The organism is Streptomyces subrutilus, from assembly GCF_001746425.1.
GTDB classification, from domain to species: domain Bacteria; phylum Actinomycetota; class Actinomycetes; order Streptomycetales; family Streptomycetaceae; genus Streptomyces; species Streptomyces subrutilus_A.
The window spans coordinates 934,604-955,570 of the sequence record NZ_MEHK01000001.1 but is presented as its reverse complement, the minus strand read 5'-3'; the positions used below and the strand labels follow the sequence as shown (position 1 = coordinate 955,570).

General features: G+C 74.3%; 18 protein-coding genes and 2 pseudogenes. 13 read left to right on the top strand and 7 right to left on the bottom strand.

Features of this window, described 5'->3' with window-relative positions:
- Window positions 1-16 precede the first annotated feature (16 nt).
- Both BGK67_RS05295 and BGK67_RS05290 read left to right on the top strand, forming a co-directional pair.
- On the top strand, window positions 17-1,024 hold the full coding sequence (locus BGK67_RS05295) for a LacI family DNA-binding transcriptional regulator (RefSeq protein WP_069918803.1): 1,008 nt from the start codon (window positions 17-19) through the stop codon (window positions 1,022-1,024).
- A 77-nt stretch (window positions 1,025-1,101) separates the two neighbouring features.
- Complete coding sequence (locus BGK67_RS05290) at window positions 1,102-1,899, top strand: hypothetical protein (protein WP_244291153.1); 798 nt, start codon at window positions 1,102-1,104, stop codon at window positions 1,897-1,899.
- A gap of 114 nt (window positions 1,900-2,013) precedes the next feature.
- On the opposite strand, the gene BGK67_RS05285 is transcribed toward BGK67_RS05290, so the two are convergent.
- Together BGK67_RS05285 and BGK67_RS05280 are read right to left on the bottom strand one after the other, a co-directional pair.
- Window positions 2,014-2,757 carry a phosphatase PAP2 family protein gene (locus BGK67_RS05285; RefSeq protein WP_069918801.1) on the bottom strand — a complete coding sequence of 248 codons (744 nt, stop codon included), beginning with the start codon at window positions 2,755-2,757 and terminating at the stop codon, window positions 2,014-2,016.
- Entirely contained in the window at window positions 2,747-3,733 is a 987-nt protein-coding gene (locus tag BGK67_RS05280) for an alpha/beta hydrolase (RefSeq protein WP_069918800.1), read from the bottom strand. Before BGK67_RS05280 ends, BGK67_RS05285 begins: the two co-directional genes overlap by 11 nt.
- A 224-nt stretch (window positions 3,734-3,957) precedes the next feature.
- On the opposite strand from BGK67_RS05280, the gene BGK67_RS05275 reads away from it, so the two are divergent.
- From BGK67_RS05275 to BGK67_RS05240, 9 genes and pseudogenes are all read left to right on the top strand, one after another.
- Window positions 3,958-4,386, top strand: coding sequence for an ATP-binding protein (locus BGK67_RS05275; RefSeq protein WP_079154030.1), 429 nt, complete (start codon window positions 3,958-3,960; stop codon window positions 4,384-4,386).
- Window positions 4,387-4,501: 115 nt separating this feature from the next.
- A pseudogene (locus BGK67_RS05270) lies at window positions 4,502-6,112 on the top strand (AMP-binding protein); the annotation flags it as partial.
- A gap of 102 nt (window positions 6,113-6,214) precedes the next feature.
- Entirely contained in the window at window positions 6,215-6,655 is a 441-nt protein-coding gene (locus BGK67_RS39875; protein ID WP_244291426.1) for an acyl-CoA thioesterase, read from the top strand.
- Window positions 6,637-8,940, top strand: a complete 2,304-nt coding sequence (locus BGK67_RS05265) for an oxidoreductase (protein ID WP_069918799.1) — start codon at window positions 6,637-6,639, stop codon at window positions 8,938-8,940. The genes BGK67_RS39875 and BGK67_RS05265 overlap by 19 nt, the downstream gene beginning before the upstream one ends.
- A gap of 13 nt (window positions 8,941-8,953) precedes the next feature.
- Entirely contained in the window at window positions 8,954-9,955 is a 1,002-nt protein-coding gene (locus BGK67_RS05260; RefSeq protein ID WP_069918798.1) for a carbon-nitrogen hydrolase family protein, read from the top strand.
- Window positions 9,952-11,067 (top strand): cupin domain-containing protein, encoded by a 1,116-nt coding sequence (locus tag BGK67_RS05255; protein ID WP_069918797.1) that lies wholly within the window; start codon window positions 9,952-9,954, stop codon window positions 11,065-11,067. Before BGK67_RS05260 ends, BGK67_RS05255 begins: the two co-directional genes overlap by 4 nt.
- A gap of 16 nt (window positions 11,068-11,083) precedes the next feature.
- A complete protein-coding gene (locus BGK67_RS05250) occupies window positions 11,084-11,989 on the top strand; it encodes a fumarylacetoacetate hydrolase family protein (protein WP_069918796.1) in 906 nt (301 codons plus the stop codon).
- Between the two features lie 71 nt (window positions 11,990-12,060).
- On the top strand, window positions 12,061-12,786 hold the full coding sequence (locus BGK67_RS05245; RefSeq protein ID WP_069923644.1) for a maleate cis-trans isomerase family protein: 726 nt from the start codon (window positions 12,061-12,063) through the stop codon (window positions 12,784-12,786).
- Window positions 12,787-12,845: 59 nt separating this feature from the next.
- Entirely contained in the window at window positions 12,846-13,679 is an 834-nt protein-coding gene (locus BGK67_RS05240; protein WP_069918795.1) for a PaaX family transcriptional regulator, read from the top strand.
- On the opposite strand, the gene BGK67_RS05235 is transcribed toward BGK67_RS05240, so the two are convergent.
- Window positions 13,676-15,895, bottom strand: coding sequence for an MMPL family transporter (locus tag BGK67_RS05235; RefSeq protein WP_069918794.1), 2,220 nt, complete (start codon window positions 15,893-15,895; stop codon window positions 13,676-13,678). The two genes, BGK67_RS05240 and BGK67_RS05235, sit on opposite strands and share 4 nt — an antisense overlap.
- A gap of 273 nt (window positions 15,896-16,168) precedes the next feature.
- On the opposite strand from BGK67_RS05235, the gene BGK67_RS05230 reads away from it, so the two are divergent.
- Together BGK67_RS05230 and BGK67_RS05225 are read left to right on the top strand one after the other, a co-directional pair.
- Complete coding sequence (locus tag BGK67_RS05230) at window positions 16,169-17,377, top strand: sensor histidine kinase (RefSeq protein ID WP_079154028.1); 1,209 nt, start codon at window positions 16,169-16,171, stop codon at window positions 17,375-17,377.
- Entirely contained in the window at window positions 17,374-18,057 is a 684-nt protein-coding gene (locus BGK67_RS05225) for a response regulator (RefSeq protein ID WP_069918793.1), read from the top strand. The genes BGK67_RS05230 and BGK67_RS05225 overlap by 4 nt, the downstream gene beginning before the upstream one ends.
- Before the next feature lie 111 nt (window positions 18,058-18,168).
- Here the strand turns inward: BGK67_RS05225 and BGK67_RS39870 are convergent.
- The 4 genes and pseudogenes from BGK67_RS39870 to BGK67_RS05210 all read right to left on the bottom strand — a co-directional run.
- Window positions 18,169-18,318 (bottom strand): annotated as a pseudogene (locus BGK67_RS39870) (alcohol dehydrogenase); the annotation flags it as partial.
- Window positions 18,319-18,325: 7 nt separating this feature from the next.
- The gene (locus BGK67_RS05220) at window positions 18,326-19,186 is read right to left on the bottom strand and encodes a DMT family transporter (protein WP_069918792.1); all 861 of its coding nucleotides are present in this window, start codon (window positions 19,184-19,186) and stop codon (window positions 18,326-18,328) included.
- Between the two features lie 29 nt (window positions 19,187-19,215).
- Window positions 19,216-20,061: an ATP-grasp domain-containing protein gene (locus BGK67_RS05215; RefSeq protein ID WP_069918791.1), complete on the bottom strand. Its 846-nt coding sequence runs from the start codon at window positions 20,059-20,061 to the stop codon at window positions 19,216-19,218.
- Complete coding sequence (locus tag BGK67_RS05210) at window positions 20,058-20,963, bottom strand: ATP-grasp domain-containing protein (protein WP_069918790.1); 906 nt, start codon at window positions 20,961-20,963, stop codon at window positions 20,058-20,060. Before BGK67_RS05210 ends, BGK67_RS05215 begins: the two co-directional genes overlap by 4 nt.
- Between the last annotated feature and the right edge of the window lie 4 nt (window positions 20,964-20,967).

Genomic DNA, 20,967 nt, shown 5'->3' with positions numbered 1-20,967 from the left:
AGCTCCGAGGGGCGTCATGGCCAAGCAGACGAGCGTCCCCGCATCCATCACCAGTGCCGACGTGGCCCGGCTCGCCGGGGTGTCACGCGCCACCGTCTCCTTCGTGCTGAACGACACCCCGGGCCACCGCGTCAGCGAGACCACCCGCGTCCGGGTGCGCGACGCGGCCCGGCAGCTCGGCTACGTCCCGCACGCCGCCGCCCGGTCCCTGCGGGCCGGCCGCAGCAACCTCGTACTGATGCCCGCGTCGATCTCCGCGATAGGCCGTCTCGTCAGCGACTGGGTGGACGACCTGCACAGCGAGCTCGACCGGCACGGCTACACGGCCGTGCTCCACGCCGGCCGCTTCGCCGACCCCCTCGACGCCGCCCGGGCCTGGGCCGAGATGCGCCCCGCGGCCGTCGTCGCCATGGACGGCGACCGCTTCGGCGGCCGGGCGGCCGAGCTGCTGCGCCGGGCCGGGGTGCGCGGCCTGCTCGCCTTCGCCGCCCAGCCCGTCGAGGGCGTGCACACCGTCGGCTTCGACCACGCCCGGATCGGCGCCACCGCGGCCGGGCACCTCATCGGCCGCGGCCGGAGCCGGATCGGCGTCGTCATGCCCCTGGAGCGCGGCCTGGGCACGCTCGCCGAGCCGCGCCTCGCGGGCGCCGAGTCGGTGGCCGCCCGCCACATGGCCACGGTCACGCCCCTGGAGCTGGCCTACAGCCGGGAATCCGCGACCGCGCTGGCCCGGCGGTGGCGGAGCCTGGGCCTGGACGCCGTCTTCGCGTACAACGACGAGTACGGGGCCCTGCTCCTGCACGCGCTCCGGGCGGAGGGAGTCTCGGTACCCGACGAGGTCGCCATGGTCGGCTGCGACGACCTGGTCCTGTCCGCGCTCCAGCAGCCCGCGCTCACCACGGTGCGCCTCGACCTGCCGTCGGCCGCCCGGATCGCGGACACCGTGCACGAGCTGATCGAAACCGGCACGGCCCCGGAGGTGGCGCCGGTCGAGGCGGTCCTCGTCCACCGCGAGACGTCCTGACGCCGCCCCCGGGGCGGGCGGCGGCCGCGCAGCCGCTTGGAATGGCCGGTCCGCCGCAGGGCACGGACGATGGAAGCGTGCGTACCGAGGCGAACGGCACGGGTGCCCGAACGGTGTCCGGATTCCTGGAGAACCCGGTCGTCGGCATGGCACCGTGGATCGTCTTCTCCCTGCTGGTGGGACCGGGACGGTTCGAGATCGCGGTCGGGATCGCGCTGGCGACGGCCGTCACGCTGATCGCGCTGAGCCGCGTGGTCAACCGGGGCAGCACCTGGAAGCTGCTGGAACTGGCCGACGTGGTGTTCTTCGCCGCGCTGGCCGTCGTCGGGGCCACGGCGAGCCAGGGAACGCTGCGCTGGCTGGAGACGTACGCCGGCGAGGTCGCGAACGTCACCCTCGTCGTGATCGCCTTCGGCTCCCTGGCCGTGGGCCTGCCCTTCACCCTCCAGTACGCCCGCGAACAGGTCGACCCGGCGCTCTGGCACACCCCGGCGTTCCTCCGCACCAACTACGTGATCACCGCCGTGTGGGGCCTCGCCTTCCTGGTGGCAGCCCTCGCTGGAGCCTACGGCGACCTGGTCCTGCGCAATCCGAACAACATCTGGACCGGTTGGATCATCCAGATCCTGGCGATCGTCGCGGCCCTGCGGTTCACGGCCTGGTACCCGGAGGTCGTCCGGGCCCGCGCCACCCGGGAAGCGGCCGGGCAGGGCCCCGAACCGCCCCGCACGGCGGGGCTGCTGCTACCGCTGGCCGGGCTGCTGGTGCCGATCGGGATCGCCGTCCTCGTCTTCGACGACAGCGTGTGGTGGCTCGGCGCGGCCCTGATCGTGGCGGGCGGGCTCCTGACGAAGGCGCTCAAGTCGCGGGCCTGATGCCGCGGACATGACGCCGCGGGCTTGATGCCGCGGGCATGACACCGCGGGGCCGTCGGGGCGCGGTGCGTTCGCGCCCCGACGGCCCGGCCACCGGCGTCCGCGGACCGGTGCTCAGCCGACCCGATCCGCCGAGCGCCCCCGGCGGGCCCCGAGGCGGGCACGCTCCCGGGCCAGTGCCGGCATCAGCAGCCACCACACCAGCAGCCCTGCCCCCGCGCCCGCCGCCGCCCCGGCCACGGTGTCGCTGAGCCAGTGCGCGTGCAGCCAGGTTCGGCTCCACATCATGGCCAGGGTGAAGACCGCCCCGGCCGCCCACCACAGCCGCCGCCGGGCCACCGGGACCAGCAGCGCCCCGACCACGACCACCAGGAGCGCCGCCGTGGCGGCGTGCCCGGACGGGAAGGAGCCGTGGTCGACGCGGACCAGCGGATTCGCCGGACGCGGCCGGTCCACGAGGTGCTTGAGTCCCTGCACGACGAGCATGTTGCCGCCGAAGAAGGCGAGCAGCAGCAGGCCGGCCGACACCCGGCGCCCCCGCAGGAGCAGCAGGGCCAGCAGGCCGAGCGGCACGACCGCGCCGAACGGGCCGCCGAACCAGTTCAAGGCCGAGGCCGCGGCCGCGTACAGCCCTTCGTGCGGGCCGCCCATCCAGACCAGCCAGCGCTCGTCCAACGTCTGGAAGGGCGGATCGGCGACGTCGGAACGGACCAGGAGGGCCGCCAGCGCGGCGCCGCCCAGTAGCAGCAGACCCAGGAGGAGGGGGCCCCGGTGGCGCGGAGCCCCGACCGCCGGGTCGTCGGAGCTGTCGGAGCTCTCGGGCCGGACGGCGGATTCGGTGGCGGGACTACTGGTCACGGCCGTGTCTCGCGTCGGCGGGAGCGAGGTGGCGGGCGAGGAAGGCCACGCTCTCGGCGACGATCCCGGGAACGTCCGGGGAGCCGAGGAAGATGTGGTCCGCGCCCTCGACGGGCCGCAGGGTGACCTCGCCCCCGGCGCCCTCCAGGGCCTCCGCGAGCGCCTCGCTCTGGCTGTAGGGGACCAGACCGTCGTGGGTTCCGTGCACCAGCAGGAACGGCGGCAGGTGTGGGCCCCCGGCGTACGTCACCGGGCTGGCGACCCGCGCCGGCTCCGGGTCCTGCGCCACCGGGGCGCCGAGCAGGGCCTCGTACGGGTCGGGGAACGCGACCTCGGACGGCATCGGCGGCATGGGGTGCGCGGCCAGGGCGACCAGGTCGGAGCAGCCGTACCAGTCGACGACGGCCAGCACTCCGGTCTCCCCGGAGCCGACGCCCTCCGTGCCCTCGAGCGTCGCGGCGCCCGCGGTGCCGGAGCCGACGAGGCCGGCGAGCGCGGCCAGGTGGCCGCCGGCCGACTCGCCCCAGACGCCGATCCGCCCGGGGTCGATGGCGAGGACGTCCGCGTGGGCGCGGACGTAGCGGATCGCGGCCTTCACGTCGTGCAGCTGGGCCGGGAACGGGGCTTCGAGGCTGTGCCGGTAGTCCACGCAGACCAGCGCCAGCCCGGCCGCGAGCACCGCGCCGTGCAGCAGTGCGGCGGGGACGGTCGGCGGCGGATAGCGGCGGTCGCCGTCCAGCCAGCCGCCGCCGTGGATCCAGACGACGGCCGGGAAGGGGCCTTCGCCTGCGGGCACCTGCACGTCGAGCAGCCGGGGACGGTAGCCGGGTGTGGTCGCGTACGTGACCCCGTCGAAGCGGCGCACGCCGTCCGGGCCGGTCACGGCCGGCACCGGGGGCCGGAACGGCGGGGGAGGCCAGGTCATGTCGGCGGCGTCGAAGCCGGACGGGAGGGATGCCGGGGGAGATTGCGTCATTGCGGCCCTTCCAAGGCGGGGCGGCCGGGGCGGGGCACAGGCTTCGCGACGTTTGTCCGAAATGCTTGCGCGGGCCACCGGGGAGACGTAACGTGTTACACGTGTAATCAAGGACTTTAGCGATGCGTTTCCGCTGACCACAAGCCCAGAGGCTGCCCTGTTTCGCGATCGGTTACACGAGCCACCCCAGCGGATACCGCGCCTTCCCCCTCCGGGAGCACGTCATGCTCACCACCACCAGCCATGCGGTCCGCAGCTTCACCCACTGGGTCACCGACCCCCTCCCGGTGGCCGTTCCGCAGGTCAGGGCCCGCGTGCGGGCCGTACTCGACGGGTGGGGGGTCCCCCTCGACGCGTCGGACGCACTGCTGCTGGCCGTCAGCGAACTCGTCGCCAACGTCGTGCGGCACGTGGGCGCCGGTCGGATGCGGGTGGCGGTGGCCTCCGGCGGCGGGTGGCTCCGGCTGGAGGTGGCCGACCAGGGTGCCCCGCTCCCGCGGCTGCCCGCACCGCGAGCGACGTGCGATCCGGACGCCGAATGCGGGCGCGGGCTGCTGATGGTCCAGCTGCTGGTGGCCGACATGGGTGGTGAACTCGCCTTCGTCGCCGATGAGTCCGGCAAATCCGTGCACGTGCGCATCCCGTCGGTCTGAATCGCGGAGGGGTCGGCCGCGACGGCAGCGATATCGCGAAATGTTGACGGGCGCTAAATATTCGACATACCTTGCTCCCGTCTCCCCCGCTGCTCCCTGATCGAGGTGCCGCCCCATGGAGCTCTCCCCTTCCGCGCACGCCGACTCCTTCTGTCGAGACCGGCTGCCGCCCTACCCGCTCTGGCCCGAACTCCACTTCGACCTACCGGAGTTGGACTACCCGGACCGCCTCAACTGCGCCCGGCGACTGCTCGACGACGCCGTCGAACGCCTGGGCCCCGACCGCCCCGCCCTGCTCACCCCGACCGACCGGTGGACCTACGGCGAACTGCGACTACGGGCCGACCAGGTCGCCCAGGTCCTCACCGAGGACCTGGGCCTGCGCCCCGGCAACCGGGTCCTGCTCCGCGGTCCCAACAACCCCTGGCTCGTGGCCGCCTGGTTCGGGGTCCTGAAGGCCGGCTGCGTCGCCGTCACGACCATGCCGCTGCTGCGCGCCGCCGAACTCGCCGAGCTCCACGACATCAGCCGGCCGGCGGCCGCGATCTGCGACCACCGCCACACCGGGGAACTCGACGCGGCCGGCCTGCCCGGCCTGCCGGTCATCCCCTACGGCGGCGCCGGCCCGGGCGACCTGACCGCGCGGTGCGCGGCCAAGGACGGCCGCTTCGCCACTGTCGCCACGGCCGCCGACGACGTGGCGCTGATCGCCTTCACCTCCGGCACGACCGGCCGCCCCAAAGCGTCCCTCCACTTCCACCGCGATGTGCTCGCCAATGCCGACACCTTCTCCCGGCACATCCTCAAGCCCCGCCCGGACGACGTGTTCACGGGAACGCCGCCGCTCGCCTTCACCTTCGGGCTCGGCGGGCTCGTGGTCTTCCCGCTGTACGTCGGCGCCGCGACCCTGCTGATCGAGCAGGCGGCCCCGCAGCAGTTGGCGGACCTCGTCGCGGACCACGGGGTGACCGTCCTGTTCACGGCCCCGACGGCCTACCGCGCGATCATGGCGGCCGGGGCGGCGGACCGGCTCGCCGGACTGCGCCGCTGCGTGTCCGCCGGGGAGCCGCTGCCCGCCTCGGTGTGGCACGCCTTCCACGAGGCGACCGGGCTGAAGATCATCGACGGCATCGGTGCCACCGAGATGCTGCACGTGTTCATCTCGGCCGCCGACGAGGACATCCGGCCCGGCTCCACCGGCCGCCCGGTGCCCGGCTACCGCGCCGCCGTCGTCGACGAACAGGGCGATCCCGTGCCCGACGGGCAGCCCGGCCTGCTCGCCGTCACGGGCCCCACCGGATGCCGCTACCTCGCGGACCCGCGCCAGGCCTCGTACGTCAGGAACGGCTGGAACATCACCGGCGACACCTACGTCCGCGACGCCGAGGGCTACTTCTGGTACGTGGCCCGCAGCGACGACATGATCGTCTCCTCCGGCTACAACATCGCGGGCCCTGAGGTCGAGAAGGCCCTCGCCGCCCACCCGTACGTCGAGGAGTGCGGCGTCGTCGGCGCCCCCGACGAACGGCGCGGCATGATCGTCAAGGCGTACGTGGTCCTGCGCGCGGACGTCCCGGCGCACCCGGCCACGGCCCGCGAACTGCAGGACCACGTCAAGCAGACCATCGCCCCCTACAAGTACCCGCGCGCCGTGGAGTTCGTGACGGAGCTCCCGCGCACCGGCTCCGGCAAGCTCCAGCGCGCCGAACTGCGCGACCGGGCGGCCCGGCAGGCCGCCGCCGCCCTCGACAGCACCGAATCCGCCGAACCCGCCGAGCCGGCCGGCCCGCCGGAGCCCCCCGGCCCCCCGCGGCTGCCGAGCGTCGTCGTGGAGCGCCGCGTCGAATGGCCCGACACCGACGCCGCCGGCCACTACCACCACTCCACCGTCGTGCGCTGGGTCGAGGCGGCCGAGGCCGTCCTGCTGCGCCGCCTGGGCCTGGCCCACCTGTTCGGCAGCACGCCCCGGGTCCACTTCGAGGCCGACTACCGGGCCCGGCTCTGGTTCGGCGACGCCGTGCGCACCGAGCTCAGGGTCACCGAGGTCGGCGAGCGCTCCCTGCACTACGCCTTCACGGTCCACGGCGAGCACGGGGAGGAGGCGGCCACCGGACGGATGGTCGTCGCCCACTCGGCCGCCCGCGCCACCGGGGCCACCCCCTGGCCCGAGGACGTACGGGCCGTACTCACCACCGCGGGCCCGCAACGGGCCGAGCTCCTCATCGCTGCGGAACCACTGGGAGGCACGCCGTGCGCGTGGCGGTCATAGGAGGAGGACCCGGCGGGCTGCACTTCGCGGCCCTGGCCAAGCAGCTCTCCCCGCACTGGGAGATCACCGTATGGGAGCGCAACGCCCCCGACGACACCTTCGGCTTCGGCGTGGTGTTCTCCGACGAGACCCTCGACGGCATCGCCCAGGCCGACCGCGAGACGTTCGAGGCCATGTCGGCGCGGTTCGCCCGCTGGAGCGACATCGACATCCGCTACCGGGGCCGCACCCTCACCTCGGGCGGCCACGGCTTCGCCGCCCTCGGCCGGCGGCACCTGCTGCGGATCCTCCAGGAGCGCTGCTCCGCCCTGGCGGTCGACGTCCGCTACCGTACCGAGGCCCCGCCGGCCGCCGAGCTCGCCGCCACCCACGACCTGGTGGTGGCCTGCGACGGCGTGCGGTCGGCCACCCGCGCCGCCTTCGCCGACACCTTCGGCCCCGACCTCGACGAACGCGCCGGCCGCTACATGTGGCTCGGCACCGACAAGGTCTTCGAGGCCTTCACCTTCATCGTCGACGAGCAGGACTTCGGCACGCTCCAGGTGCACGCCTACCCGTACGACGACACCCGCTCCACCTTCATCGTGGAGATGACCGAGGACGCCTGGCGCCGCGCGGGCTTCGCGCGGTCCGAGGGCCGCGAGCTCCCGCCGGGCGCGAGCGACACCGAGAGCATCCGGCGCTGCGAGGAGCTCCTCGCGGCGCACCTCGACGGCCACCGGCTGCTGCCCAACAACTCAAAGTGGCTGCGGTTCACCACCGTGCGCAACCGCACCTGGCGCCGCGGCAACATCGTCCTGCTCGGCGACGCCGCCCACACCGCGCACTTCTCCATCGGCTCCGGCACCAAGCTCGCCATGGAGGACGCCCTGGCCCTGGCCGCCTGCCTGCACGAACACCCCGACGTGCCAAGGGCGCTCGCCGCGTACGAGGAGGAGCGCAAGCCGGTGGTGGAGTCCACCCAGCGGGCCGCGCAGGCCAGCCTGGAGTGGTTCGAGCACATCGACCGCTACACCGGCCAGGACCCGCACCGGTTCGCCTTCAACCTCCTCACCCGCAGCCGCCGCGTCACCTACGACAACCTGCGCGTGCGCGACGAGGCCTTCACCGACGCGGTGGGCGGCTCCTCGCCCGTGCCGCCCATGTTCCGGCCCTTCCGGCTCGGCGGCCTGCTGCTGCGCAACCGGGTCGTCGTACCGCCCACCGCCCTGGACACCGCCCGCGAGGGGGTTCCGGGCGACTTCGACCTCGTCCACCTCAGCACGCAGGCCCTCGGCGGATCCGGCCTGGTCCTCGCCGGGATGACCGCCGTCAGCGCCGACGGCCGGGCCGCCCCCGGCTGCCCCGGACTGTGGAACGACGAACAGGAAGCGGCCTGGCGGCGCATCACCGGCTTCGTCCACGGCCAGTGCGACACCCTCCTCGGCATCCAGCTCACGCACGCCGGACGCCGCGCCGCCACCGGAGACGGGCCGCCCGTCGCCGCATCGAGCCTGGCCTGGGACGAGTTCAGCCGCCTTCCGCGGGAGGCCGACCGGGCCGACATGGACACGCTCGTACGGGACTTCACGGCAGCGGCCCGGCGCGCCGACCGGGCCGGCTTCGACGCGCTGGAACTCCAGTACGGCCACGGCCACCTGCTCTCCGGCTTCCTCTCGCCGCTGACCAACCGGCGTACCGACGCCTACGGCGGAGACCTGGCCGGCCGGCTGCGCCTGCCCCTCGAGGTGCTGCGCGCCGTACGCGCGGTGTGGCCCTTCGGCAAGGCCCTGCTCGTCCGGATCTCCGCCGCCGACTGGGCCGAAGGCGGCCTCACCGAGACCGACGCCGTGGCCGTCGCCCGCGCCCTAGCCGAAGCGGGCGCCGACGCGATCGACGTCTCCACCGGAGAGGTCGTCGCCCACGAGAGGCCCCGCTACGGCCGCAGCTACCAGACCCCGTACGCCGACCTGATCCGCAACGCCACCGGGGTCCCCACCATCGCCGTCGGCGCGATCTCCACCTACGACGACGTGAACTCGATCATCCTGGCCGGCCGGGCCGACCTCTGCGGCGTCGGCCGGGCCCAGCTCCACGACCCCCTGTGGACCCTGCACGCCGCGGCCGCCCAGGGCTACCAGGGGCCCGCCGCGCCCTGGGCGCCGTCCTGGGCGGCGGGCCGCCGCCGGCCCCCGGCCGCCCGCACCGACCGGGTGCCGCCCCGCCTGGAACTGCTGAGGCCGCCCGCCGAACCCGTCCACCGGCGCTGGCTGCCGCGCGCCGCCGCCGCTCCCGCCCCCCGATAGCGGAGGTCCCTCCATGGACAACCTGCGCCGCTTCACGGCCGCGGCCGTCCAGGCCGCACCCGTCTACCTCGATCCCGCCGCCACCGTCGACAAGGCCGTCGCCCTGATCGCCGAGGCCGCCGGCAACGGCGCCGAACTCGTCGTGTTCCCCGAGGTGTTCGTCCCCGGGTATCCGTACTGGAACTGGACGATGAACCCGGTCCAGGGCTCACCCTGGTTCGAGCGGCTGCGGGCGGCCTCGGTCGACATCCCCGGCCCGCACGTCGACGCCCTGTGCGCCGCCGCCCGCCGGCACGGCGTCACGCTCGTCATCGGCGTCAACGAGCGGGTCCCGTACAGCCTCGGCGTCCTGCACAACACCCTGCTCACCATCGGCCCGGACGGTGAGATCCTCGGCGTCCACCGCAAACTGGTGCCCACCTGGGCGGAGAAGCTCACCTGGACCGGCGGAGACGGCAGTTCGCTGCGGGTCCACACCACCCCCGTCGGACCGCTCGGCGTGCTGGCCTGCGGCGAGAACACCAACACCCTGGCCCGGTTCGCCCTCCTCGCGCAGGGCGAACTCGTGCACGCCTCCTGCTACATCGCCCTGCCCGTGGCCCCGGCCGACTACGACATGGCCGACGCCATCGCCGTCCGCACCGCCGCCCACAGCTTCGAGGGCAAGGTCTTCTCCGTCGTCGCCTGCTCCACCGTCTCCCCCGAGATCGCCGACGCCCTCGCCGGGGACGACGAGGAACTGCGCAAGCGGTTCACCCGTCCGCGCAGCGCCCTGTCCGGCATCTTCGGCCCCGACGGCCGTCCGGTCGGCGAGCCCCTCGTCGACGACGAGGGCGTCGTCTACGGCGAGATCGACCTGGCCCGCTGCGTCCAGCCCAAGCAGATGCACGACATCGTCGGCCACTACAACCGCTTCGACGTCTTCCGCCTCGAAGTCGACAACCGCCCCCGCCTGCCGGTGGCGTTCACCGTACCCCCGTGCCCCCCGACCACCGCCTCCGAGGAGGACGCATGACCACGGAGCAGGACGACACCGCCCTCGGCCGCGCCCGGGTGACCGACACCCCCGAACTCACCGCCTACTACGAGGAACTGGGCGCCCTCGACGCCGGCGCGCTGTGGACCGTCGCCAACGACATCGAGCCCTGGTACCCGCAGCCCAGGTCCGTTCCGGTGCTCTGGCGCTACGCCGAGCTGCGCCCCCTGGTCCACAAGGCGCTCGGCCTGGTCCGGGCCGACGACGCGGGCCGCCGCGTGGTCATGCTCGTCAACCCCGGCCGCCGGGACGTCAGCGCCGCCGCCGGACTCCTCTACACCGGCCTGCAGATCATGGGGCCCGGCGAGGCGATGACCGCGCACCGCCACCAGGCCGCCGCCCTGCGCTTCGTCCACGAGGGCACCGGCGCCTGGACGATCGTCGACGGCCAGAAGCTGAAGGTCGGCCCCCGCGACTTCGCCATCACCCCGGGCGGCACCTGGCACGAGCACGGCAACGAATCCGCCGACGCCCCCGTCATCTGGCAGGACGGACTCGACATACCGCTGGTCAACGCCCTGGACGCCGGCTTCTACGAGGTGCACCCCGAGCTCCACCAGAAGCCCGGGAAGGTCGTCAACTCCTCCCTCCTGACGTACGCGGCGCACCTGCTGCCGTACGGGTCGCAGAAGTGGAGCCGGCCCTACTCGCCGCTGCTCGCCTTCCCGTGGGAGCCGACGTACGAGGCCCTGCTGGGCCTCGCCAAGGCCGAAGAGGGCTCCCCGTACGACGGAGTCATCGCCGAGTACACCAACCCGCTCACCGGCGGTCCGGTCATGCCCACCATGGGTGCCCACATGCAGCTGCTGCGCCCCGGCCAGGCCACCCGCGCGCACCGCCACACCGGATCGGTGGTGTACACGGCCGCCAAGGGCCGGGGGTTCTCGGTGATCGCGGGACGGCGCTTCGAGTGGACCGACGGCGACATCTTCTGCGTCCCGTCCTGGGCCTGGCACGAGCACCACAACCCGGACCCCTCCGCGGACGCCTGCCTGTTCTCCTTCAACGACTTCCCCGTCATGCGCTCGCTCGGTTTCCACCGGGAAGAGGCGTACCCCGACCACGGCGGCCACCAGCCCGTCACCGCCTGAACCCCGAGGAACCCCCATGCGACTGCTGACCTTCACCACCGCCGACTCCGTGGAGCGCCTGGGCGCCGAGGCCGACGGCCTCGTCGTCGACCTGGCCGCCCTCGCCGACCGGGCCGGCGTCCGCCTCCCGCACGACCTGCTCTCCTTCATCCAGGCGGGCCCCGCCGCGCGGGAGACCGCCGGGCGGCTGCTCGCCGCGGACCCGGCCGGCCGGCCCGCCGGGGCCGTGCACCGCCTGGACGACGTCACCCTGTGCGCCCCGCACCGCCCCGGCAAGATCATCGGGGTCGGCCTCAACTACGTGGAACACGTGGCGGAGTCCAGCCGCAGCCTGGACACCGACAAGGAACGCCCCCCGCGCCCGGTCCTCTTCTCCAAGCCCGCCACCGCGGTCACCGGGCCGGGGCAGCCCATCCTGCACAACGCCGACCTCACCACCCAGCTCGACTGGGAGTGCGAACTGGCCGTGGTCATCGGCCGCACCGCCTTCCGGATCGGCGAGGAGGAGGCGTACGACCACGTCTTCGGCTACGCCGTCGTCAACGACATCAGCGCCCGCGACCAGCGTCGCTCCGGCCAGTGGTTCTTCTCCAAGGGCCAGGACTCCTACGCCCCCTTCGGCCCGGTGGTCGTCACCGCGGACGCGATCCCGGACCCCATGGCCCTCGACCTCTCGCTGCGCGTCAACGGCGTCACCAAGCAGAAGTCGAACACCCGGCACATGCTCTTCCCCATCGCCCGCCTCATCGCCGACATCAGCTCCGGCATGACCCTGGAGCCCGGCGACGTCATCGCGACGGGATCGCCCTCCGGCGTCGGCGCCGGCATGGTCCCGCCGGAGTTCCTCGTCCCGGGGGACACCGTGGAAGCCACCGTCGAGCTGATCGGCACCCTGACCAACCCCGTCGTCGACGCCCGCTGAGGAGCCCCGTGCCCGACCGTCCCGACCGCACCTTCCGCATCGGCCAGATCGTGCCGAGCTCCAACGTCACCATGGAGACCGAGATCCCGGCGATCCTGCGGGCCCGCCAGAGCCTCCTACCCGACGAGCGCTTCACCTTCCACTCCAGCCGCATGCGCATGACCCATGTGACCCCGGAGCAGCTCAAGGCCATGGACGCCGACTCCGACCGCTGCGCCGTGGAACTCTCCGACGCCCGCGTCGACGTCCTCGGCTACGCCTGCCTCGTCGCCATCATGAGCATGGGCCTCGGCTACCACCGCACCGCGCGGGAACGCCTGCACCTGCGCACCGCGGAGAACGGCGGCCCGGCGCCCGTGGTCACCAGCGCCGGGGCCCTGGTCCACGGGCTGCACACGCTCGGCGCGAAGAAGATCGTGCTGCTCGCCCCGTACATGCGCCCGCTCACCCGGACCGTCGTCGACTACCTCGGCCACGAGGGCATCGAGGTCCTGGACCACCAGGCCCTGGAGATCCCGGACAACCTCGACGTCGCCGCCCACGACCCGGCCCGGCTGCCCGGCCTGGCCCGGGCGCTGGAGTACGCCGAGGCCGACGCGGTCGTCCTGTCCGCCTGCGTGCAGATGCCGTCCCTGACCGCGATCGAGGAGGCCGAACAGCTCCTGGGCAAGCCCGTCGTGTCCGCGGCCGTCTGCACCGCCCACCAGATGCTGCGCGCCCTGGACCTCGACGCCGTCGCCCCGGGGGCCGGCCACCTGCTCTCCGGCGCCTACGCGCAGGCTCCGCCGCCCCGGTAGCCCGAAGGGGCCGGGGGAGGGCTCGATATGATCGCGACCGCGTACAACGGAAGGCGATCATGTCGGACAGCCCCCTTCGGCCCAGCTCGTTGATCAACACGGTCTACGGGGCGTTCCTGCGCCGCCTCGGCGGCTGGATCTCCATCGCGGACCTGATCACGCTGATGGGGGAACTCGACGTCGACGGACCGGCCGTACGCTCGGCGATCTCGCGCCTGAAGAAGCGCGGGGTCCTCGAACCGGAGCGCCGGGGCGCCACCGGATACCGCCTCAGCCCGGCAGCCCACCCCGTCTTCGACGAGGGAGACCGCCGGATCTTCGCCAGCCTCGAACCCGCCGACCTGGCCGACGGCTGGGCCATGGCGGTCTTCTCGGTACCGGAGTCCGAGCGCTCCCACCGCTACCAGCTGCGCACCCGGCTGACCTGGCTCGGCTTCGGCAACATCGCCCCCGGGGTCTGGCTGGCGCCCGGCCGGCTGCTCGACGACGCGCGCGCCATGCTGGAGCGGCTCGGACTAGGCGACTACGTCCACCTGTTCGCCGCCGCCGAGTACGCCGCTTTCAGCGACCTGCCCGACACGGTCAGCTCGTGGTGGGACTTCCCCGCGATCCAGACCCAGTACGCGGCCTTCACCGACGCCTACGCGCCCGTGGCGGCCCACCTGGCCGCCGGGCCCGACCCGGACCCCGCGCAGGCGTTCCGCCACTACGTGCCGCTGCTCACCCAGTGGCGCCGCCTGCCCTACCTCGACCCGGGCCTGCCGAGCGAGCTGCTCCCGGCGGACTGGAACGCGGTCGCCGCACGCCAGGTGTTCCAGCAGCTCCACTCGGTGCTGCTGGAACCGAGCCTGCGCCACGTCCGGGACGTGACGGGCCTGGCGGCCCCGGCCTAGCCGACGGGGACGCGGTCCTGGTCCGGGTGCGAGGCCTGGGACCGGCCCGGATGGCGGCCCCGGGCGCCGCCCGGGCGGACCGGCCACCAGGTCCGGCGGCCGAGGAGCGCGGCGAGCGCCGGCACCAGCACGATGGACAGGACGAACGCCGAGAGCATGATGCCGAGCGCCGTCGCGAAACCGATCTGCCGGGTGGAGGGGTTCACGTTGACGGCGAGGCTGCCGAAGGAGGCCGCCAGGACGACGCCCGCAGTGGCGATCGCGGGCGCGGTGTGCCGTACGGCCCGGGCGACGGCCGCACGGGCCGGTCCGGGGCGTTCCATCTCCTCGCGTATGCGGTCGCTGATCAGGATGTTGTAGTCGGTGCCGAGGGCGACGACGAAGAGGAACAGCACCAGCGGCAGCACGAAGTTGACGCCGGGCTCGTCGAGCAGGTGCTGGAAGAACAGGGCGGAGGCGCCGAGGGTGGCGGCGAAGCCGAGGCCGACCGCGATCATGAGGATCGCGGGGGCGAGCAGGCTGCGCAGCAGGACGAGCAGGATGAGCGCGATCAGCACCGCGGCGACCGGGAAGACGATCCTGAGGTCGTGGTCGACGGCGGTGGAGATGTCGGCGAAGATCGCGGCGGTGCCGCCGACATGGGCCTCGGTCCCCGCGGGGGCGGCGCCGGCGATCGTGGCGCGGACGGGTCCGGAGACGAGGTCGCGGGCCTGCTCGGTCTGGGGGCCCGGGGTGAGGTAGAGGTCGAAACGGGCCGCCGTGCGGTCCTCGTTGAGGGTGGTGGGTCCGATCCTGCCGACACCGTCGACCGCGCCGAGCGCCCGGGGCAGGGCCTCGATCCCCGCGGGGTCGAGGGCGCGGCCGTCCTTCGCGGTGACGTAGACCGTGGCCGGGTCGGACACCCCGGCGGGCAGGGCGCGGGAGATCTCGGCGGCGGTGGCCGCGGCCGGGGTCTCCAGGTTGCCGCCGCCCTGGCCGAAGTCCATCCGGATGCCCGCCAGTCCGGCCGCGAGGGCGCCCAGCAGGGCGACGGACGCGAGGACGAGGCGCAGCGGACGGCGGGCGACCAGGGCGCCGAAGCGGGAGGCCGCCCCCTCCGCGGGCTGCCGCTTCAGGGCGCGCGAGGGCCAGAACATCCGGCGGCCGGCGGCCGCGAGCAGCGCGGGCATCAGGGTGAGGCTGGCCAGCAGCATGACCAGGACCGATATGGCGATGGCGGGGCCGAGGACGCGGAACTGTCCGAAGGTCGCGACGGCGAGGGTGGCGAAGGCGGCCACGATCGTCAGGGCGGCCGAGGTGATCGCCGTGCCGACCCGGGCGCTGACCTCCGCGGCCGCCTCCCGGGCGGGCTGCTCCGGGCGGGAGCGCAGCTGTTCGCGGAAGCGGAAGAGGAGGAAGAGGAAGTAGTCGACGCCGATGCCGATCAGCACGACGCTGATCATGCTCGGGGTGGAGGGGTCCAGCTTGATGCCGGTGAGCACGGCGCCGCCGATCACCGTGCCCGCCGCCGCGCCGCCGACGACCACCACCGCGAGCAGCGGCACGAAGGCGGCCAGGACGCTGCGGAACACCAGGATGTTGATCAGCACGATCAGGCCGACCATGACGATGCCGACGACGGTCTGGGTGGTCTTCTCGGCGTCGGCGGTGTCGGTGACGTCGGCCAGGCCGCCGGTGAAGCCGGTGCGCATCCCGGCCTCCTCGAAGGCCTCCTCGGCCCGGTCGTGGAAAACGCGGTAGACGCGCTGGAGGCCGGGGTCCAGGGAGTTGCCGGCCAGCCGGACGGTGAGGAGCTCGAAGCTACGGTCCGGGGCGGTCATCGCCGGGCCGACCGCGGGGGTCTGGGAGTGGTCCTCGTTCAGGAAGGCGGGCGGCTCCTCCTGCGTCGGCGGGGGCATGTCGACGCGTCGGCTGCCCAGTTCCTCGGCCACGGCGCCGACGCGCCGCTCGTCGGCCTCGGTGAGGGGCCCGCCGTCGGCGCGGGCGACGAGCAGGGTCACCGCGTTGCCGTCGGGCTTCACCCCGAACTTCTCCTCGGCGACCTTCAGCGCGGCGGCCGAGTCGTACCGCGCCGGCAGGAAGGCGCCGCTCTGGGTCTCGGTCACCCGGTAGACGAGCGGCTGGCTGAGCACGGTCAGGAAGATGCCCAGCACCGCCCAGACGGCGATGACCTTCCACGGGCTGCGGGTGGAGAACCCGGTCAGGGCGCGGATCACGTTCTTGTCCTTTGGCGGTGGGTGGTTCGCCGGGTTCTCCCGGCTGGTGTCCAGCTCATCAGCCGGCAGCGGGCGAATCGTCCGGGCGCGGGACGAGACCGCACCCGGGAGCGGGGGCCGGGCACCGGCGCGGACCAGGACCCTGGTCCTGGTCCGGGATCGGCCCCGGGGACCGGGGCGGGGTCGCGGACGGGTGCCAGAATGGATCAGGAGACGACAGCCGGTCGTGCGCACCGGCAGTCGGCGGGGGCGCCCGCGGGGGAGGACGACACCATGCCGAAGAGGCCTGCCGCACGGGAGGGCGCCCGTGCCGAGGGACCCCGTGCCGAGGGACCCCGTGCCGAGGGACCCCGTCCCGGCGGCGACGCCCTGCCGTGGACGCGGAACGACGCGCTGGTCACCGTCGGGGCGGCCGTCGTGGACCTGCTCAGCTTCTCGTTCGGCAGCCAGGTCGAGCGCGGGTACGTCCCGCCGGCCGGCTGCGTGCTGCTGCTGGTGGCCGCACTGCCGTTGCTGGCCCGGCGCCGCGCCCCGCTGGCCACGCTCGCGGCCGTCCTGGTGTTCGACCTGGCCCTGAACCTGAGCGTGCCGGTGGGGCAGCACTTCACGGCCACGACCGTGGTCGCGCTCTACACGGTCGCACGCTCGCGCGGCGCGGCCGTGGTGGCGGGGGCGGCGTTCGTCTGCGCGGTGATGCCGCTGGTGGGACAGCCCTCGCGGCCGGGTACCACGGACGTGGTCGGCAGCGTGGCCAACGTGCTGCTCGTCCTGGTCACCGCGGCCGCGATGAACCGCTGGCACCGCGAGAACGAGGCCAACCGCCGCCTGCTCGCCGACCGCGCCGTGGCCGCCGAACGGCGCCGCATCGCCCGGGAGCTGCACGACATCGTGGCCCACCACATCACCACCATGCAGCTGATGGCCGGGGGCGCCCGGGCCAACCTGGCCGCTGACCCGGAGGTGGCCCGGGAGGCGCTGGTCACCCTGGAGGGCTCCGGGCGGATGGCGTTGCGCGAGATGCGCCAGCTGCTGGACGTGCTGCGGGCGGGCGACGAGCCCGAGGAGGCGCCGACCGCCCCGCAGCCCGGCGTCGGGGACCTGGCGGGGATCGTCGGCGAGACCTGCCGGGCCGGGCTGCCCGTCGAACTGGACGTGCGGGGCGAGGAGCGCCCGCTGCCGCCGAGCGTGGGCCTGACCGTGTTCCGCATCGTGCAGGAGGCGCTGACGAACGCCCGCAAGTACGCGGGCCAGGCGCGGGCTCGCGTACGGCTGACGTACGGGCCCCACGGACTGGCCGTGGAGGTGTCGGACGACGGCGCCGGAGCGGCGGCCGCGCCGGCCGGGTCGGGCTACGGTCTGGTGGGCATGCGGGAACGGGTCGCCCTGCACGGCGGCACGCTGGAGGCCGGACCGCTCGAAGGGGGCGGGTTCCGGGTGGCGGCCCGGCTGCCGCTGAAGGCCGAGGAAGGAGCGCTGCGATGAGCGGAGGGACGACGGAGGCGATCAGGGTGCTGATCGCGGACGACCAGCCGCTGGTGCGGCGCGGCCTGGCCCTGATCCTCGCGCCCGACCCCGCCTTCGAGGTGGTGGGCGAGGCCGGCGACGGCGAGGAGGCCCTCGCCCTCGCGCACCGGCTGCGGCCCGACGTCGTCGTCATGGACATCCGCATGCCGGTGCTGGACGGGGTCGGCGCGACCGAACGGCTCGCGCGGACCCTGCCCGAGTGCCGGGTACTGGCGCTGAGCACCTTCGACATGGACGAGTACGTGGTGGCCGCGCTGCGCGCCGGGGCCTACGGCTTCCTGCCCAAGGACATCTCACCGGAGGAACTGGTCGCGGCGGTACGGGTGGTGCACACCGGTGAGGCGGCGGTCGCGCCCCGGCTGCTGACCCGGCTGATCTCCGCCTACGTCCTGGCCCCGAGCCGTCCGCAGCCGCCCGCGGCGGCCCTGGGCGACCTCACGCCGCGCGAGCAGGAGGTGTGGCGGCTGATGGCCACGGGGCTCGACAACGCGGAGATCGCCCAGGCCATGGACATCAGCGTGTCCACCGTGAAGAACCACATCACCAGCGTCTTCGGCAAGCTCCAGGTCCGCGACCGCGCCCAGGCGGTGATCGCCGCCTACGAGACCGGGCTGGTCGAAGCGGGCAGCCGGGGGTAGCCGCTCAGACCGCCCGGCCCGCCCGGCCCGCCCGCGGCAGGATGTCCGCGACCCCGCGCCCGGGAGCCGTGCCCATCATCTGCGGGTAGGCGTGCGCCGCCGTCCCGCCCGCCGCCCCCGGCGGCGCAGCCCGCGCACCGCGGCAGCGGCCATGGCCGGCGGTCCCAGGGCGTCCAGCGACACGTGCGCGCCCCCGCCGGTCGCCTCCCGCACGGCCGCCGCGGTGTCCGCCCCCGCCTGGAAGTCCCTCCGCTCGACGGCCCGCAGGCTACCCGGCCGCGTCCGGCACGGCGGCCCGGGCCAGGGCGAGCACCCCGGTGCAGATCAGGGCCAGGCCCAGCAGCTGCGGCAGCAGCCACCAGTGGGCCCGCAGGTGCTCCTCGTACAGCAGCACGCCCAGCGCCACGCTCACGCTCGCGTCCCCGAGGGTCAGCGCGGGCTGCGAGGCGACCAGCGGGCCGCCCTGCATGGCGTGTTCGAGCAGCAGCAGCGCGCAGAGGCCGCTCACGGCGAAGGCGTACGTCTCCCAGGTGGTCAGGAACGCGACGATCCCGCCCCCGTCGAGGACGTGCATCGCGGACTTCATCAGGGCGGCGGTGAGGGCGTAGCACACGGCGGTGGCCGCGCCCAGGCATCCGGCCCGCATCCGCCCGGGCGGCCGGCGCAGGCCGGCCACGGCCGGCAGGGCCACCGCAGCCGCGCACGCGGCCAGGGCCAGCACCCACCGGTCGAGCGGTACGTCCGTACGGTTGCCCTGGGGCGAGGCGGCCACCAGCACGATCCCGAGCCCGGCGACCACGCCCGTGACGGCGAGCCACAGCGCCCCCGGCAGCCGGGTCCGCGTCATCAGCGAGGCGATCAGCAGCGCGAGCGGCAGCTCCAGCACGAACAGCGGCTGTACCAGGGCCAGCGCGCCCGTGGCGAGGGCGACGGCCTGCCCGACCCCCGCCGCGATCACGGCCAGGATCCCGGCGATCCACAGCGGCCGCCGCAGCAGGTCGAGGACGAGCCCGAACCGGAAGCCCTCGCTCTGCGGCACGGTGAGCGCGGCCCGTCGCTGGAGCACGGTCGCCAGCGCGTTGCTGAGCGCCGCGAACAGCGCGAAGAGGACCGGCAGGACGAAGCCCATGCCCCCGATCCTCACGGATCCCGGAGCCCTCAGAGCGCCGCGACACTCCCGGACCCGGCACTCCCGGACCCGCCGCGGCCGGACCCGGCGGCCCGGTGCAGGGCCAGCGCCGCCAGGGCCTCGGGGGCGCCCACCTGGCCGCGGAACCCGGGGAAGGCGTTCACGTCCACGATCAGCGGTTCCCCGCCCCCGGCGTCGATGATGTCCACGCCGTAGACGTCCAGCGCGAAGGCCTCGCCCGTGGCCCGCACCAGATCGGCCCACCCGGCGGGCAGTTCCGACGGAGCCTTCGGCAGGTTCGGCCCCCGCCCGCCCGCGGACAGCTCGGACCGCCGCACGGCCGCGAAGAGCCGGTCCCCGATCGCCCACAGCTTGTGGTCCCAGCCGCTGTTGGGCGTGAAATCCTGCATCACCACCGGTTCCCCCGGCCACCGCGCCGCCAACTCCCGCAGCCCCGCGCCGTCGTCCACCCGCGCCACCAGGTCGCCCCGGCGGCTGCGGCGGCTCTTGACCACCAGGGGGGAGGGCAGCGGCCCGCCGGCAGCCGCCCACGCGGAGAGGGAGCCGACGGTACGGGTCGCGGCGAACGGCAGCCCGGCCCGCAGGGCCAGCTCCGCCATCGCCGTACGGTCCTGGCACAGGGCGGTCGCCGCCGCGGTGTTGACGACCGGAGCGCCCCGCTCCGTCAGATGCCGGGCCAGCTCCAGGGCGCGCGGGGTCCTCGATTTCAGCAGGTACACGTCGGCTACCGGTCCGGGAACCCCTCCCGCCGAGGCCGGGTCGAGCGCCTCGACGACGTGCGCGGGCGCCAGCAGGGCGGCGGTGGCCGCCAGCAGCGGATGGCCGGGCTCCGGGGTGATCAGTCCGATCCTCACGCGCCGTCCACCGCCCCCGCCGGCACCTGCGCGGGAATCGTAAGCGTCCGGGCGTACGACCGCGCCGGCGGCGCCGGCGGGAGGCCGGAACCGCCCCGGCGCGCCAGGTCCAGCACCGCCCGGGCCACCCGGGCGGCCGCGTCCGGCACCTGACGGAAGCTCGGGAAGTCGTTCACGTCCACGACCACCGGACCCTCCGGGCCCAGCAGGACGTCCACCCCGTACAGGTCGAGCCCGTACACCGCCCCCACCTGCGCGGCGATCGCCGCGACCTCGGCCGACAGCGGCACCCCGCGCTCCCGCACCGCGGGGTCGGGATGCAGCGGGGAACACCGCTCGGTCGCGAACAGCTCGCCGCCGACCGCGTACACCTTGATGTCGGTGCCCGAGTTGGGCACGTACGGCTGGGCGATGAGCAGGCCCTCGCCCGCCAGGACGGGGAGCATCGCCTCCAGCCGCTCCGGCGAGGACACCAGGTGCACGGCCCGTCCGGAGCTCCCGTCGGCCGGCTTGACGACGAGCGGGTACGCGGCCGCCGGTACCTCCCGCAGCAGTTCGGGACGGGCCGCCGCGTAGGTCGGCGGCAGCGGCAGCCCGCGGGCCCGGCCGATCGCGGCGGCCAGCGCCTTGTCCCGTACGCCGCGGATCGAGCGGGCGTCGTTGACCGTGGTCAGACCGGCCGCGGCCGCGGCCTCGAGCAGGGTCAGCCCCGGGCCGCCGGAGACCGTCTTGAGCACCCAGGCGTCGTGCGAACCCGCCCGCACCGCCTCGGTCATGGACAGCAGCGAGCCTCCCGGCCGCACCACGTCGACCTGGTGCCCCCACGCGGTCAACCGGCGGATCACCTCGTTCGGCATGCCGTCGTGGCGGTAGTGCTCCTCCACCAGGAAGCAGAGCCTCATGGAC